Here is a 14,441-nt window from a genome sequence, read left to right on the forward strand (position 1 = left end):
GTGCGCGCATCCGGCGACAGCGAGCCGGCACCGGTGCTGTCGCCCCAGGTGGCGCTCTTGCCCCAGCTGCCGCCCAGCGACAGGGTCGGGTAATGACCACCACGGGCAGCCTGCACGCCGGCTTCGGCGGCACTGACCTTCAGCTCCTGCGCCTTCAGCGCCGGATTCTGGGTGGTGGCCTGCTGCACCAGCTCGTCGATGTTGCCGCGGTTGGCCGGCACTTCCGGGCGGAAGTCCGCCGGCAGGCCACGCAGGTTGGTCACCGGCTGGCCGGTCAGTTCGGTCAGGGCCTGGTAGTTATCGGCCAGGGTGTTCTGCGCGATGATGGTGTTGGCGCGCGCCTGGTCGTACTGGGCGCGTGCTTCGTGCACGTCGGTGATCGGCGCCAGGCCCACTTCCAGGCGCTTGTCGGCGAAGTCGAACTGCTTCTTCGCGGCCGCTTCATTGGTCTGTGCGGCGTTCAGCGATTCGATCGCCACCAGCACATTGAAGTAGGCCGCCGAGGTGCGCACGATCAGGTTGTCGTTGGCCGATTCGAGGGTGAAGTCCGCCGCCTTGCTCAGCTCACGCTGCGAGCGCAGGTTATTGATCTGGGTCCAGTTGAACAGCGTCTGGCTGCCGTCGATCGTGTAGGTGCGGCGCTTGTTGGTGAACGAGCCGGAGTTGGCGTCGGCGTTCGGCTCGCTGCGCGTGCGGTTCAGCGCGGCCTGGCCGTTGATCTGCGGCAGCAGGGCGGCACGCGCCTGCACGGCGCCTTCCTTGTCGTACAGCCGGGTCGATTCGGCGGCCGACAGCTGCGGATCGCCGTTGCGGGCCATTTCGTAGACCTGCAGCAGGTCGGCGGCATGGGCGGACAACGGCAGCAGGGCAGTGGCCAGCGCAACAGCGAGGGATCGGCGGATCATTGCGGCTTCCTTGGACTCAGAGGTGGAACTGGGGGGCCGGGGCGGCACCACGCAGGTAATCGATATCGGTCTCGAACAGCGACTCGGAGCTGCCGTCGGCCTTGACCAGCAGGGCCTCCATCGCCGGCGAGCGGCCGTGGATCACGAACAGGCGGCCACCCGGACGCAGCCACGAGGCGAACTGTGACGGCACCACGTCGACCGCACCAGTGACACAGATCACGTCAAAGCGGCGTTCGGTCTGCCAGGACAGGGCATCGGCCACTTCCACGCGGACGTTGCTGCCCAGGCCGGAGGCGTCCAGGCGGGCACGCGCAGCGGCGGCCAGCTCCGGGTCGATTTCCAGGCTCAGCACATCGCGCGCCAGCGCGCCGATGCAGGCCGACAGGAAGCCGCTGCCCGTGCCGATTTCCAGTACTTCGTCACCCGGCTGCAGGTCCAGTGCCTGCAGGGTACGGCCCTCGATGACCGGCTTCATCATCTTCTGGCCGTGGCCGATCGGCAGTTCGACATCGGCGTAGGCCAGTGCCCGGTGCGCGTCGGCGACAAAGGCCTCGCGCGGCAGGCGAGCCAGGACGTCGAGCACCTTGATGTCCAGCACGTCCCAGGGACGGATCTGCTGTTCCACCATCAGTTCGCGGGCGTGGGCGTAATCAATCGTCATGAGGTTCAAATCCAGCGCAGTGGGCCGGCCATTTTACCGGTGCCGGAGGCCGGCGGCGCGCCCAGAGCATCAGCTGCCGGGGGCCGGGGTCGCAGTGCCGGAAGTCATCGCGACCTCCGGTTCGTTCAGTTTTGGTTATTCAGCCGTTCCGGCCCCTCGCGGCGCGTAGGCGCGCAGGAAGAAGTCGATGCTGGCGGTCACGTGGGCAACAGGGTCGCATTCCACGGGCGACAGTGGCATGCCGCACATCATATGCATGTGCACTTCGCCCTTGACCAGGGTCAGGAACTGCTCGCCGGCCAGAGCACAGTCGGTGATCTCCAGTTCGCCGCGTTCGGCGCGGGCGCGCAGGAAATCGGCCAGCGCCTCGCAGGTACGCTCGGGGCCGGCTTTCCAGAACAGCGCGCGCAGGCGTTCGTCGGTCTCCGGCGCCATCATCATGCGCTGGATCGAGATCGCCGCGTCGGAGGTGATCAGCTCGAAGAAGGCCAGGCCGATACCGATCAGCTGGTCGCGCAGCGGGCCGTCCGCGTCGGCTACGAACAACGCGTCGGGCAGCATTTCAACGCACTTTGACTGCACCGCCTCGGAGAACAGCGTCTCCTTGTCGCCAAAGTGGCTGTACACAGTCAGCTTCGAGACGCCGGCCTGAGCGGCGATGGTGTCCATGCTCACGCCGGTATACCCCTGTTCGATGAACAGTGCCTTGGCTGCTTCAAGGATCGCCGCGCGCTTGCCGAGGTCCTTGGGGCGCCCGGGTCCGGCGGCCTTGGCAGCGGGCTTGGCCGACGGCTTGCGGGAAGTGGGAGAACTCATCGCAACAATACTAGACCAAGCGGTTCGATATTTATACTATACCGGCCGGTTTATTAAATTGGGCCGGCAGTCGCGGCTCCCTCCTTAGTTGCAACCCTGCGTTTCAGGACGTTGACCGATGAAGATCGTGCGCTGGATGGGCGGTATGGTGTGGATGGCTGCGCTGGCAGCCTGTTCGGGGCAGGAACAGGCGCCACCGGCGGCCGTACCGGTGCTGGTGGTTCACCCCGGCGAGCAGGCCGGGCAGGCGCCGGCGGCGTTCCCGGGCACGGTGCGTGCCCGGCAGGAAAGCCCGCTGTCGTTCCGCGTTGGCGGCAACCTGGTCAAGCGCCACGTCGATGCCGGGCAACGGGTGAAGAAGGGCGACGTGCTGGCCGAGCTGGACGTGGCCGACTTCGCGCTGCAGGCCCGTGCCTCGCAGGCGCAGCTGGCGGCAGCCGAAGCCGATCTGGTGCGTGCCCGCGATGACCTCAAGCGTTACCAGGTGCTGGCCGACCAGCAGCTGGTCAGCCGCTCGCAGCTGGACCAGCAGTCCGCCGCGTTCAAGGCCGCGCAGGGCCAGGCCAACGCCGCCCGCGCCAACCTCGATGTGTTGCGCAACCAGGCCGGCTACGCACAGCTGCGCGCGCCAGCCGACGGTGTGATCGCCAGCCGCGAGGCCGAGGCCGGGCAGGTGGTGTCCGCCGGGCAGACCATCTTCAACCTGGCTGCCGACGGTGGCCGCGAAGTGCTGATCGACCTGCCCGAGGCCACCATCCGCGACTATGCGGTGGGCCAGCCGGTCGAGGTGGAGTTGTGGAACCGCCCCGGCCAGCGCCTGCCGGGCACGATCCGGGAGATTGCCGCCGCTGCCGATCCGCAGGCTCGCACCTATGCGACCCGGGTCAGCCTGCCGGCCGATGCGCTGGCCGACGTCGAACTGGGCCAGAGTGCCCGCGTCTACAGCAGCGCCGGTCGCCACGGCACCCTGCAGCTGCCGCTCGGCGCGCTGCAGCGCGGTGTCAACGGTGCCGCCAGCGTATGGGTGGTCGATCCAGCCAACAGCACGCTGAGGGCCGCAACGGTTACCACCGGTGTGTTTGGCAGCGAGACGGTACCGGTACTGTCGGGCGTGAGCGGGGGGGACTGGGTAGTTGCTGCGGGTGGCCACCTGCTGCGGGCCGGTCAGCCGGTGATCGCCGTGGACCGGCAGAACCGTCCCGTGCTGAAGCCGGCTACGCCGGCCGCTGCCGCCAAGGCCAGGGAGTAAGCCGGTGCGCCGCTTCAATCTTTCCGAGTGGGCGTTGTCCAACCGCCCGCTGGTGCTGTTTGCGATGCTGGCCTTCGCGCTGATCGGCGCATGGTCGTACAAGCATCTGGGCCAGTCCGAGGACCCGCCGTTCACCTTCAAGGCGATGGTGGTGCGCACATTGTGGCCCGGGGCCACTGCCGAGCAGGTCTCGCGGCAGGTGACCGAGCCGCTCGAGAAGGCGCTGATGAATACCGGCGAGTACGAGTTCATCCGCTCGTACTCGCGTCCGGGCGAATCGCAGATCATCTTCATGGCGCGCGACAGCCTGCGCTCCAGGCAGATCCCGGACCTGTGGTACCAGGTGCGCAAGCGCGTGGGCGACATCCGCCCGACGCTGCCACGCGAGATCGTCGGTCCGTTCTTCAACGATGAGTTCGGCGACACCTACGGCAACATCTATGCGTTGACCGGCAAGGGCTTCGACTATGCGGTGATGCGCGACTACGCCGACCGCATCCAGCTGGAACTGCAGCGGGTGCCCGACGTCGGCAAGATCGACCTGGTCGGCCTGCAGGACGAGAAGGTGTGGATCGAACTGTCCAACACCCGGCTGGCCACGCTGGGCGTGTCGATGCAGCAGGTGCAGCAGGCGCTGGCCGACCAGAATGCAGTGACCGGCACCAGCTTCTTCGAGACCGCCACCGATCGCGTGCAGCTGCGGGTGACCGGCCAGTTCAACGACATCGAAGCGATCCGTCAGTTCCCGATCCGCGCCGGTGACCGCACCGTGCACCTGGGCGACATCGCCGAGGTCAAGCGCGGCTTCGCCGATCCGGCGTCGCCGAAGATGCGCTTCATGGGCGAAGAGGCGATCGGCCTGGCGGTGGCGATGAAGGATGGCGGTGACATCCTCAAGCTCGGCGCCAACCTCGATGCCGAGTTCGAACGCCTGCAGAAGACCCTGCCGGCCGGCATGCAGCTGCGCAAGGTGTCCGACCAGCCGCAATCGGTGGAAGAGTCGGTCGGCGAGTTCGTGCAGGTGCTGACCGAGGCGGTGGTGATCGTGCTGCTGGTCAGCTTCTTCTCGCTGGGCCTGCGCACCGGCCTGGTGGTGGGCGTGACCATCCCGCTGGTGCTGGCGATGACCTTCTTCGTCATGCACTACTTCGACATCGGCCTGCACAAGATCTCGCTGGGTGCATTGGTGCTGGCGCTGGGCCTGCTGGTGGATGATGCGATCATCGCGGTGGAGATGATGGCCACCAAGATGGAGCAGGGCTACGACCGCCTGCGCGCCGCCAGTTTCGCCTGGGAGTCGACCGCTTTCCCGATGCTGACCGGCACCCTGATCACCGCGGCCGGCTTCCTGCCCATTGCCACTGCGGCATCGAGTACCGGTGAATACACCCGCTCGCTGTTCCAGGTGGTGACCATCGCGCTGGTGGTGTCGTGGATCGCAGCGGTGCTGTTCATCCCTTACCTGGGCGACAAGATGCTGCCGGACCTGTTCAATCCGCAGCCGCCGAAGCCGGGCAGCCTGTCCGCGCGCTGGCACGCCAAGCGCCAGCAGTGGGCCGACCGCTATCCGGCGCTGGCCAACCTGATCGCGCCGCCGCAGCACGGGCACGACCACGATCCGTACCAGCGCCCGTTCTATCGTAGTTTCCGTCGCTTCCTCGATACCTGCCTGCGGCATCGCTGGTGGGTGATCGCGGCGACCATCGGCCTGTTCGTGTTCTCGCTGATGATGTTCCGCTTCGTGCCGCAGCAGTTCTTCCCGGACTCGACCCGGCCGGAACTGATGGTGGACATCGAGCTGGCCGAGGGCGCCTCGCTGCGCTCGACCCAGGCCCAGGCCGAGAAGCTGGAGAAGCTGCTGTCCAGCCGCGAGGGCATTGCCAACTACGTGTCCTATGTGGGCACCGGTTCGCCGCGCTTCTACCTGCCGCTGGACCAGCAGCTGCCGGCGACCAACTTCGCCCAGTTCGTGGTGCTGGCCAAGGACATCAGGTCACGCGAAAGCACCCGCGACTGGCTGCTGCACGAGGTGATCCCGAAGTTCCCGGACGTGCAGATGCGCGTGACCCGCCTGGAGAACGGCCCGCCGGTCGGCTATCCGGTGCAGATGCGCATCTCCGGCGAGCACATCGAGAAGGTGCAGGCGATCGCGCGCCAGGTCGAGGCCAAGGTGCGGGAGAACCCGCACGTGATGAACGTCAACCTGGACTGGAGCGAGCCGAGCAAGGTGGTGCGCCTGGTGGTCGACCAGGAGCGCGCCCGCGCGCTGGGCGTGAGCAGCGCCCAGGTCAGCCAGTTCCTGTCCAGTTCGTTGGCCGGGCAATCGGTCAGCGTGTATCGCGAGGGCAATCGCCAGATCGAGATGCTGCTGCGCGGGCCGGCCGATGAGCGCAACCAGCTGGAGCTGCTGTCCAGCCTGTCGATGCCCACCGCCAACGGTGGCAGCATCACGCTGTCGCAGGTGGCGACGATGGAGTACGGCTTCGAGGACGGCATCATCTGGCACCGTAACCGGTTGCCGACGGTGACTGTGCGCGCCGACATCAGTGATGGCATGCAGGCGCTGGACGTGGTGCATCAGATCCTGCCCACACTGGACGGCATCCGTGCCGAGCTGCCCAGTGGTTACCTGCTGGAAACCGGCGGTACCGTGGAGGATTCGGCGCGTGGCCAGAACTCGATCAAGGCGGGCATGCCGCTGTTCCTGGTGGTGGTGGCCACGCTGCTGATGCTGCAGCTGCGCAGCTTCTCGCGCGCAGCGATGGTGCTGGTGACCGCGCCGCTGGGCATCATCGGTGCGACCCTGTTCCTGCTGCTGTTCCGGGCGCCGTTCGGCTTCGTCGCGCTGCTGGGCACGATCGCACTGGCCGGCATGATCATGCGCAACTCGGTGATCCTGATCGACCAGATCCAGCAGGACATCGATGCCGGGCATGACCGTTGGCATTCGATCATCGACGCCACGGTGCGCCGCTTCCGCCCGATCGTGCTGACCGCACTGGCAGCCGTGTTGGCGATGATTCCGCTGTCGCGCAGCGCGTTCTACGGATCGATGGCGATCTCGATCATGGGCGGCCTGATCGTCGGTACGGTGCTGACCCTGGTGTTCCTGCCGGCGTTGTACGCGGCGTGGTTCCGGGTGAAGCCCGATGAATCCGGGGCGTGATGCCCCGGGTTCTGCGGCCGCGGCCCCTGGTAGGTGCCAACCCTGGCTGGCACATCTTCCAGTAGAGCCACCCCATGGGTGGCTGCGGATTTCCAGGCTCCGTCATCCACGCATGGCGTGGATCTACTGCGATTCGCCATCGCTCGGTAGGTGCCAACCTTGGTTGGCACGGATGCATGCATCCACGCAGGGCGTGGATCTACTGCAGCTGCAGACCGATCCGTAGCACCGGCAGCAACCATTCGATGAACACCTGCACGCGCAGCGCACGGTGCTGCCGATGCGGCTGCAGCAGGGTGACCGGCAATGGCTGTGCGACGTACTGTGGCATCACCTCCACCAGCGCGCCGGATTGCAGCTCGGCCTGTACGTCGTAGCGCGGAATCTGCAAAAGACCCAACCCCGCCACACAGCACGCAATCGATGCCTCGGCGCTGTTCACACGCACCCAGCCAGGCATCGGCAGCGTGCGCAGTTGGCCGCCGTCCTGCCACTCCCACGGTTCCACCCGTGCCGTGGTCGGCGACGCGTAGTTCACCGCGCGGTGCTGCGGCAGGTCGGCAGGATGCTGCGGCACGCCGTGTTCGCGCAGGTAGGCCGGCGCCGCAACGTTGACAAAATCCAGTTGGCCCAGCGTGCGCGCCACCAGGCTGGAATCGCCCAGTTGGCCGACCCGCAGCACCGCATCGCAACCGTCTTCGATCAGGTTCACCGCGCGGTCGGTCATGCCCAGGTCGACTTCCACCTGCGGATACTGCGCGAAGAACCCGGGCAGCGCCGGTGCGATGATGCGGCGGCCGATGCGGCTGGGTACGTCGATCTTCAGCAGGCCCGACGGCTGGGCGTCGACCTGGAGGAACAGCGATTCGGCGTCTTCGACCTCCGCGATCAGGCGCAGGCAGCGCGCATGGAACACGTCGCCGTCGTGGGTGGTGGACACCCGGCGGGTCGAGCGCTGCAGCAGGCGGGTGCCGAGCCGCTGCTCCAGCTCCGCAATGGCTGCCGAGACCGTGGAACGGGGCAGGCCCAACTGGTCGGCGGCGCGCGTGAAGCTGGCGCACTCCACGACCCGGGTGAAGATGCGGAAGCGATCGATCCGGTCCATTGTTCGCTGGCTCTGGAAAGTTAAGTCAAAGTGGCGGGCTTTATCCGCATTTTCTGCACGATATCGTCGTCAGGGCAGGGTTGCCACCCCGGGCAGCCCCCTCCCGAGACCGAAGCCATGACCGAGCATTCCCTCAAGGGCAAGACCGTGCTGATCGCCGGTGGCGCCAAGAACCTGGGTGGCCTGATCGCCCGCGACTTCGCCGCACAGGGCGCCAAAGCCATCGTCATCCACTACAACAGTGCCGCTACCCAGCCCGACGCAGAAGCGACGGTAGCCGCGGTGCAGGCCGCCGGCAGCAAGGCGGTGGCCCTGCAGGGCGACCTGACCTCGGCGGCAGCGATGGAGCGCTTGTTCGCCGATGCCGTGGCCGCAGTCGGCCGTCCCGACATCGCCATCAATACGGTCGGCAAGGTATTGAAGAAACCGCTGCTGGACATCAGCGAAGTGGAGTACGACGAGATAAGCGCGGTCAATGCCAAGGCCGCGTTCTTCTTCCTGAAGGAGGCAGGTCGCCACGTCAATGACGGTGGCCGCATCTGCACCCTGGTCACCTCGCTGCTGGGTGCGTTCACGCCGTTCTATTCCAGCTACGCCGGCACCAAGGCGCCGGTCGAGCACTTCACCCGCGCGGCGTCGAAGGAGTTCGGCGAGCGCGGCATTTCGGTGACCGCGATCGGTCCCGGTCCGATGGACACGCCGTTCTTCTATCCGGCCGAGAGCGCCGATGCGCAGGCGTATCACAAGACTGCGGCGGCGTTGTCGGCGTTCACCCGCACCGGGCTGACCGACATCGCCGATATCGTGCCGTGGATCCGCTTCCTGGTGACGGATGGCTGGTGGATGACCGGGCAGACGATCCTGGTCAATGGTGGGTACACCACCAAGTAACGCAGCCACGCATGGCGTGGGTCTACCAGTAGAGCCACCCCATGGGGGGGCTGCGCACGATATCCGACGGGAAGCGCGCCACGCATGGCGTGGCGCTACCGGATCAGCCCAGCTTCGCCAGCACCGCGTCGGTCGCTGCCGCGGTGCTCACCGCCTTGCCCTTCGCAGCCAGATCAGCAGTGAACACGCCGTCATCCAGCACCGCATGCACGGCGGCTTCCACGGCTGCCGCTTCGGCCTCCAGCCCCAGCGAATGGCGCAGCAGCATCGCGGCGCTGAAGATTGTCGCGTACGGATTGGCAATGCCCTTGCCGGCGATGTCCGGGGCCGAACCGTGGATGGGCTCGTAAATGCCCACCGCACCCGGCTCGCCCAGCGAGGCCGACGGCAGCAGGCCCAGCGAACCGGCCAGCATCGAGGCCTCATCGGTGAGGATGTCGCCGAACATGTTCTCGGTGACGATCACGTCGTACTCGCGTGGCTTGGCCAGCAGGTGCATGGCCATCGAGTCGACCAACTGGTGCTCCAGCGCCACGTCCGGGAACTCCTCGCGGCCGATGCGTGCGGCCACGTCGCGCCACAGGCGCGAGGTTTCCAGCACATTGGCCTTGTCCACCGAAGTGACCTTGCCGCGACGCTGCTGGGCCAGGCGGAAGGCGCTGCGCAGCACGCGCTCGATTTCGGCCACGGTGTAGCGGCACAGGTCGCTGGCGCTGTCGGCGTCGCGGGTCTTGTCGCCGAAGTAGATGCCGCCGGTCAGTTCACGCACCACCACGAAGTCCACGCCCTGCAGCAGCTCGGCCTTGATCGGCGAGGCGTGCAGCGCGGCCTCGTGGGTACGCACCGGGCGCAGGTTCGCATACAGGCCCAGCGCCTTGCGGATCGCCAGCAGGCCCTGTTCCGGGCGCACCTTGGCGTTCGGGTCGGACCACTTCGGGCCGCCGACCGCGCCCAGCAGCACCGCATTGGCGGCCTGGCAGGCGGCGAGGGTCGACGCCGGCAGCGGTTCACCGTGGCGGTCGATGGCAATGCCACCGATGTCGTGCTCGCTGAAGGTGAAGGTGTGGTTGAAGCGTCCGGCGACCGCCTTCAGGACGGCAACTGCCGCGGCGGCCACTTCCGGGCCGATGCCATCACCGGGCAGGACAACAATTTCAGCGTGCATGCTCACTCTCGTAACGTTCGATTTCAGGGACACGGCCCAGCAGATACCCCAACTGGTCGACGCCTTCCAGCAGGCAGGTCTGCGAGAAGCCATCCAGCGGGAAGGAATAGACGCGGCCATCGGGGGTGCGCAGTTCGCGCGCAGCCACGTCGATGGTCAGCGCATCGTCCGGGCGCTGCATCAGCGCCTGCACGTCGGCCTCGTCCAGCACGATCGGCAGCAGGCCGTTCTTCAGCGCGTTGCCGCGGAAGATGTCCGCGATCTCGCTGCTGACGATGGCACGCAGGCCCAGGTCGGTCAGTGCCCAGGGAGCGTGTTCGCGCGACGAGCCGCAACCGAAATTGCGGCCCGCCAGCAGGATGCTGCGGCCGGCGTTGTGCGGTTGGTTGAAGGCGAAGTCGGCCACCGGCGAACCATCAGCTTGCCAGCGCCAGTCGTTGAACGCGTTGCGACCCAGCCCGGCACGCTCGGTGGTGGACAGGAACCGCGCCGGGATGATCTGGTCGGTGTCGATGTTGGTCTGGCGCAGCACCACGCTGGCCGAGGTCAGGGTACGGAAACCGGCCATCACGCCACCTCCTGTGCGAACAGTTCGCGGGTATCTGCGACGTGCCCGTTCACCGCCGCCCATGCGGCGCTCATCGGCGAGGCCAGCAGCGTGCGCGAACCGGGGCCCTGGCGGCCTTCGAAATTGCGGTTGCTGGTGCTCACGGCCAGCTGGCCGGGGGCGACCAGATCGCCGTTCATCGCGATGCACATCGAGCAGCCCGGCTCGCGCCATTCGGCACCGGCCGCGCGCACGATCTCGTGGATGCCCTCGGCCTCGGCCTCGCGCTTGACGATCTCCGAGCCCGGTACCACCAGCATGCGCACGCGCTCGGCGACACGACGGCCGCGCAGCACCTGTGCGACTTCGCGCATGTCGCTCAGGCGGCCGTTGGTGCACGAACCAACGAACACTACGTCCACCGGTGTGCCCGCCAGCGCCTTGCCGGCCTGGAAGTGCATGTAGTCCAGGCCCTTCTGTGCGGCGGCATCGTTGGCGGCGGGAATCGGCGCATCCACGGCGATCGCGGTACCCGGATGCGTTCCCCAGGTCAGGGTCGGGCGGATGTCGGCGGCGTCGATGTGCACTTCGCTATCGAAGCGCGCGCCATCATCGCTGCGCAGCTGTTGCCAGCGCGCCACGGCAGCGTCGAAGTCGGCGCCCTTGGGGCCGCGCGGCGTAGCGGCGACGAAGTCGAAGGTGACCTGGTCGGGCGCGACCATGCCGGCGCGTGCACCTGCTTCGATCGACATGTTGCACAGGGTCATGCGCTGTTCCATGTCCATCGCTTCGATGGTGCTGCCACGGAACTCGATCACGTGGCCGGTGCCGCCGTTGACGCCGATCACGCCGATGATGTGCAGGACCACATCCTTGGCGCCGACGCCGGGTGCCAGCGCACCGTCAACGGTGATCGCGAAGGTCTTGGCCTTGCGCTGCAGCAGGCACTGCGTGGCCAGCACGTGGCCGACCTCGCTGGTGCCGATGCCGAAGGCCAGCGAGCCGAATGCACCGTGGGTGGAGGTGTGACTGTCACCGCAGACGATGGTCATGCCCGGCTGGGTGAAGCCCTGTTCCGGCGCAATGACGTGGACGATGCCGCGGTTGTCCGAGGCCATGTCGAACAGTTCGATACCGTGCTCGGCGCAATTTCGCGCCAGGGTGGCGACCTGTGCCTCGGAAGCGGCGCTGGCGTAGGGCAGCGTGCCGTCGGCCGCAGCCGGCAAGGTCGGCGTGGAGTGGTCCATCGTCGCCTTGGTGCGGTCCGGGCGGCGCGGCGCCAGGCCGCGCTCGCGCAGTTCGGTGAATGCCTGTGGCGAGGTCACCTCGTGGATCAGGTGCAGGTCGATGTACAGCACGGCGGGCGCGCTCTCGGATTCGGGAACCACCACGTGGGCGTCCCACAGTTTGTCGTACAGGGTGCGGGGTGCGGAAGTCATGCGTATGCCTGGCAGAAGTACGAGATAGCGAACATCAGTAAAGTAAGCGGAACGGTCAAGTCAGCGACGGCGGGCGAGCACACGCAGGCGCACGTAGTCGGCCAGCGGCTGGCCGGCGGCATTGCGTGGCAGGTCGGCCAGCAACGCGGTGGCCGCCTCGCGCACGGTGGCGCGGGCCTCGGCGGGCAGGTCATCCAGCAGCGGCGCGGCGAATACCCGCAGCCAGCCGGCTACGCCGGTCGGCAGTGGGGTCGGGCGCGGCGTGCATTCGGTCAGTTGCACCTGGAAGCCATGCTGGCGCAGGCGGTCGGCATAGGCATCGGCGCTCGGGAAGTACCACTGGAAGGTGCTGGCGCCATGGCCGTGGGCCACGCGTGCGGCCTGTACCGCCGCGACGATCGTGGCCACGTTGCCATGGCCGCCGAACTCGGCGACGAAGCGGCCACCGGGGCGCAGCGCGCGACGCACGCCTTCCAGCACGCGGTCCGGGTTGCCCATCCAATGCAATGCGGCATTGCTGAAGACCGCATCGAACTCGCTGTCGAACGACAACGCGTGGCCGTCCATCACCTGCGCGTCGACGCCACGTGCACGGGCGGCGATCACCAGTTCCGGCGACGCGTCCACGCCGTGGATGCGCGCGCCGCTCAGGGCCAGTTCGGTGCTGAGCACGCCGTCGCCACAGCCCAGGTCGAGGATGCGCTCACCGGCGCGCGGATCGAGCAGGCGCGCGACCGCGCCACCGAGCAACGGTACGAAGCCGGCATCGATCGCATAGTCCTGGGCGTTCCACTGCTGGCCAGCGGCTGCGGTAGGAGTGTCGAAGGCGCTCATCTCGGGTTCCTCAGGCGGTTGCGGGGGTGGGAACGTCGGTGCTGCTGTGGGCGGCGGCGTGGCGCTGGCGCAGCAGGCGGTTGGCCACGTCCAGCCAGGCCAGCGCGGAGGCTTCGATGATGTCCTTGCTGGTGCCGGTGCCGTCGTACTCCACGCCGTCGTGGCGCACGCTCAGGTTGGCCTCGCCGCGCGCATCGGCGCCGATGCCCACGCTGTGCACGTGGTAGCTGTCCAGCATCAGCTGTACGCCGGTGGCGGCCGACAGCGCGCCGAACAGCGCATCGACCGGGCCGTCGCCCTGCGCGGTCTCGGCCACGCGGTTGCCGTCGGGGTCGGACAGTTCCACCAGCGCGTTGGCGCGGCTGCCGACATCGCTGATGGTCATCGACGCCAGGCGGTAGCCCTGTGCGTTGGAGCCGCCGCCCTGCATCAGCGCCTGCAGGTCGGCATCGGTCACCACGCGCTGCTGTTCGCACAGGCCCTTGAACTGCTCGAACACCAGCTTCAGTTCGTCTTCGTCCAGCCAGAAGCCCAGCGCGCGCAGCCTCGCTTCGACGGCGGCGCGGCCACTGTGGCGGCCCAGCACCATCTGCGAATCTTCCCAGCCCACGTCTTCCGGGCGCATGATTTCGTAGGTGCCACGATGGCGCAGCATGCCGTGCTGGTGGATGCCCGATTCGTGGGCGAAGGCATTGGCACCGACGATGGCCTTGTTGCGCTGTACCGGCATGCCGACCAGGCGCTGCAGCAGCTGCGAGGTGCCGACGATGCGCGGGGTGTTGATCGAACTGTCCTGTTCGTAGAAGGCCTGGCGCACCTTCAGCACCATCGCGATCTCTTCCAGCGAACAGTTGCCGGCGCGCTCGCCGATGCCGTTGACGGTGCACTCGACCTGGCGTGCACCGCCTTCGATGGCGGCCAGCGAGTTGGCCACGGCCAGGCCCAGGTCGTTGTGGCAATGCGCGCTGAAGATCACGTTGGCGGCATTCGGCACATCGGCGACGCCGGCGATGACCTGCTGGAACATCGCGCGGATCTCTTCCGGCGTGGTGAAGCCGACGGTGTCGGGCAGGTTGATGGTGGTGGCGCCGGCGGCAATGGCCACGCGCGAGACCTCGATCAGGTAGTCCAGCTCGGTGCGGGTGGCATCCTCGGCCGAGAATTCGACATCGTCGATGTACGAGCGTGCCAGCGATACATGCTTGCGTACCGATTCCAGCACCTGCTCGCGGGTCATCCGCAGCTTGTGTTCGCGGTGCAGCGGGCTGGTGGACAGAAACACGTGCAGGCGCGGGTTGGCCGCAGCTTCCAGGGCACGCGCCGAGGTTTCGATATCGGCCTGCAGGCAGCGCGACAGCACGGCCAGGCTCAGGCTCGGGCGGCGCAGCTCACGGCCGATCAGGGCCATCGCCTCGCGGTCGGACTGCGAGCTGGCCGGGAAGCCGGTCTCGATGATGTCCACGCCCAGTTCGTCCAGCGCACGCGCCATCACCAGCTTCTGCGGCGGGCTCATGCTGCAGCCGGGGGACTGCTCGCCGTCACGCAGGGTGGTGTCGAAGATGCGGATGCGCGGGGTGGTAATTCGTTCGATGGTGGTCACAGGGAAATCTCCTCGACAGCGGGTGCGGCGGCTTGCAGGGGGGAAGGGGAAGAGGTGGGG

The 14,441-nt window shown here is 67.4% G+C and carries 12 protein-coding genes; 3 read left to right on the forward strand and 9 right to left on the reverse strand.

What is annotated here, in order from left to right; genetic code table 11:
* The 3 genes from A7X97_RS13365 to A7X97_RS13375 all read right to left on the reverse strand — a co-directional run.
* On the reverse strand, window positions 1–905 hold a 905-nt coding region (locus A7X97_RS13365; protein ID WP_111008053.1), incomplete at its 3' end, for a TolC family outer membrane protein.
* 16 nt (window positions 906–921) lie between these two features.
* On the reverse strand, window positions 922–1,569 hold the full coding sequence (locus A7X97_RS13370; RefSeq protein WP_049416694.1) for a protein-L-isoaspartate O-methyltransferase family protein: 648 nt from the start codon (window positions 1,567–1,569) through the stop codon (window positions 922–924).
* A gap of 135 nt (window positions 1,570–1,704) precedes the next feature.
* Window positions 1,705–2,385 (reverse strand): TetR/AcrR family transcriptional regulator, encoded by a 681-nt coding sequence (locus tag A7X97_RS13375; RefSeq protein WP_072167595.1) that lies wholly within the window; start codon window positions 2,383–2,385, stop codon window positions 1,705–1,707.
* A gap of 118 nt (window positions 2,386–2,503) precedes the next feature.
* Here A7X97_RS13375 and A7X97_RS13380 point away from each other — a divergent pair, with 118 nt between their 5' ends.
* A complete protein-coding gene (locus tag A7X97_RS13380) occupies window positions 2,504–3,634 on the forward strand; it encodes an efflux RND transporter periplasmic adaptor subunit (protein WP_088497410.1) in 1,131 nt (376 codons plus the stop codon).
* Window positions 3,635–3,638: 4 nt separating this feature from the next.
* Window positions 3,639–6,800 (forward strand): efflux RND transporter permease subunit, encoded by a 3,162-nt coding sequence (locus A7X97_RS13385; RefSeq protein ID WP_061479563.1) that lies wholly within the window; start codon window positions 3,639–3,641, stop codon window positions 6,798–6,800.
* Window positions 6,801–6,999: 199 nt separating this feature from the next.
* Here the strand turns inward: A7X97_RS13385 and A7X97_RS13390 are convergent, their stop codons facing one another.
* Window positions 7,000–7,905 (reverse strand): LysR family transcriptional regulator, encoded by a 906-nt coding sequence (locus A7X97_RS13390; RefSeq protein WP_111008054.1) that lies wholly within the window; start codon window positions 7,903–7,905, stop codon window positions 7,000–7,002.
* Between the two features lie 117 nt (window positions 7,906–8,022).
* Here A7X97_RS13390 and A7X97_RS13395 point away from each other — a divergent pair, with 117 nt between their 5' ends.
* On the forward strand, window positions 8,023–8,796 hold the full coding sequence (locus A7X97_RS13395; protein WP_088497412.1) for an SDR family oxidoreductase: 774 nt from the start codon (window positions 8,023–8,025) through the stop codon (window positions 8,794–8,796).
* A gap of 103 nt (window positions 8,797–8,899) precedes the next feature.
* Here the strand turns inward: A7X97_RS13395 and leuB are convergent, their stop codons facing one another.
* From leuB to A7X97_RS13420, 5 genes are read right to left on the reverse strand one after another with little or no spacing between them, the layout of a single operon-like run.
* Entirely contained in the window at window positions 8,900–9,961 is a 1,062-nt protein-coding gene (gene leuB / locus A7X97_RS13400; RefSeq protein WP_088496830.1) for a 3-isopropylmalate dehydrogenase, read from the reverse strand.
* Window positions 9,951–10,529 (reverse strand): 3-isopropylmalate dehydratase small subunit, encoded by a 579-nt coding sequence (gene leuD / locus A7X97_RS13405; protein WP_021202144.1) that lies wholly within the window; start codon window positions 10,527–10,529, stop codon window positions 9,951–9,953. Before leuD ends, leuB begins: the two co-directional genes overlap by 11 nt.
* Window positions 10,529–11,947, reverse strand: coding sequence for a 3-isopropylmalate dehydratase large subunit (gene leuC, locus A7X97_RS13410; protein WP_072167589.1), 1,419 nt, complete (start codon window positions 11,945–11,947; stop codon window positions 10,529–10,531). Before leuC ends, leuD begins: the two co-directional genes overlap by 1 nt.
* A 60-nt stretch (window positions 11,948–12,007) precedes the next feature.
* A complete protein-coding gene (locus tag A7X97_RS13415; protein WP_072167588.1) occupies window positions 12,008–12,781 on the reverse strand; it encodes a class I SAM-dependent methyltransferase in 774 nt (257 codons plus the stop codon).
* A 10-nt stretch (window positions 12,782–12,791) separates the two neighbouring features.
* Window positions 12,792–14,381, reverse strand: a complete 1,590-nt coding sequence (locus A7X97_RS13420) for a 2-isopropylmalate synthase (protein ID WP_088496829.1) — start codon at window positions 14,379–14,381, stop codon at window positions 12,792–12,794.
* Window positions 14,382–14,441: the final 60 nt, after the last annotated feature.

The sequence above is a fragment of the Stenotrophomonas sepilia genome (genome assembly GCF_003244875.1).
GTDB lineage: Bacteria > Pseudomonadota > Gammaproteobacteria > Xanthomonadales > Xanthomonadaceae > Stenotrophomonas > Stenotrophomonas sepilia.

Excerpts from the sequence above, each read along its gene's own strand:
- A7X97_RS13370 (WP_049416694.1), bottom strand. The coding sequence starts at position 1,569 with ATGACGATTGATTACGCCCACGCCCGCGAACTGATGGTGGAACAGCAG.
- A7X97_RS13375 (WP_072167595.1), bottom strand. The coding sequence starts at position 2,385 with ATGAGTTCTCCCACTTCCCGCAAGCCGTCGGCCAAGCCCGCTGCCAAG.
- A7X97_RS13380 (WP_088497410.1), top strand. The coding sequence starts at position 2,504 with ATGAAGATCGTGCGCTGGATGGGCGGTATGGTGTGGATGGCTGCGCTG.
- A7X97_RS13390 (WP_111008054.1), bottom strand. The coding sequence starts at position 7,905 with ATGGACCGGATCGATCGCTTCCGCATCTTCACCCGGGTCGTGGAGTGC.
- A7X97_RS13395 (WP_088497412.1), top strand. The coding sequence starts at position 8,023 with ATGACCGAGCATTCCCTCAAGGGCAAGACCGTGCTGATCGCCGGTGGC.
- leuB (WP_088496830.1), bottom strand. The coding sequence starts at position 9,961 with ATGCACGCTGAAATTGTTGTCCTGCCCGGTGATGGCATCGGCCCGGAA.
- leuD (WP_021202144.1), bottom strand. The coding sequence starts at position 10,529 with ATGGCCGGTTTCCGTACCCTGACCTCGGCCAGCGTGGTGCTGCGCCAG.
- leuC (WP_072167589.1), bottom strand. The coding sequence starts at position 11,947 with ATGACTTCCGCACCCCGCACCCTGTACGACAAACTGTGGGACGCCCAC.
- A7X97_RS13415 (WP_072167588.1), bottom strand. The coding sequence starts at position 12,781 with ATGAGCGCCTTCGACACTCCTACCGCAGCCGCTGGCCAGCAGTGGAAC.